This is a genomic window from Segatella copri (assembly GCF_002224675.1).
GTDB lineage: Bacteria > Bacteroidota > Bacteroidia > Bacteroidales > Bacteroidaceae > Prevotella > Prevotella copri_U.
In genome coordinates this window covers 1-573 of sequence record NZ_NMPZ01000084.1, presented here as the reverse complement: position 1 = coordinate 573, position 573 = coordinate 1, and the positions used below count along the sequence as shown (strand labels likewise).

Below are 573 nucleotides of genomic sequence, written 5' to 3'. Positions count from 1 at the left end.
ACAGCATGTCAAGAGAGACTTCATCGACTGCGGCAAGGAGGACAAGGATGCTCAGGAAGTCGTAGATATTATCAACAGGTTTTATCAAGAAGACAAAAACATAAGGTTGGGGTAAATGGATGGACCGTTGAAGACCATCTTGCCTATCGGCAGTCATACGCACCAGACATTTTACAGGATTTATTGGAGAAACTGGAGGAAATATCTTCCAGGAAGGATTTGCTGCCCAAGTCTACCTTGGCGCAGGCGGTCGGCTATGCCCTTAATGAATATAATGCCATTTGTGACATCTTCAAAAGAGGTGATACGGCTCTCGATAACAACTACATTGAAAGGATCCAGAGGTACATATCACTATCAAGAAGAAACTCTATGTTCTTTGGCTCGCACGAAGGAGCAAGACGGGGAGCTATCCTATATTCTATAGCTATTTCATGCAAGTTGAATGGCATTAATCTGTTTGAATACATTAGCGATGTCATAGAAAAGACCATTGAATGGCAACCGAATACCCCACTGGAGAAATATAGAGACTTACTTCCTGACCGATGGAAAAAGCAGTAGCAGCATTTG

At 42.8% G+C, this 573-nt stretch carries 1 protein-coding gene; it reads left to right on the top strand.

Annotated elements, in window-relative coordinates:
* Positions 1-27: 27 nt before the first annotated feature.
* Entirely contained in the window at positions 28-564 is a 537-nt protein-coding gene (locus CFT61_RS16430) for an IS66 family transposase (protein WP_089545444.1), read from the top strand.
* Positions 565-573 lie beyond the last annotated feature (9 nt).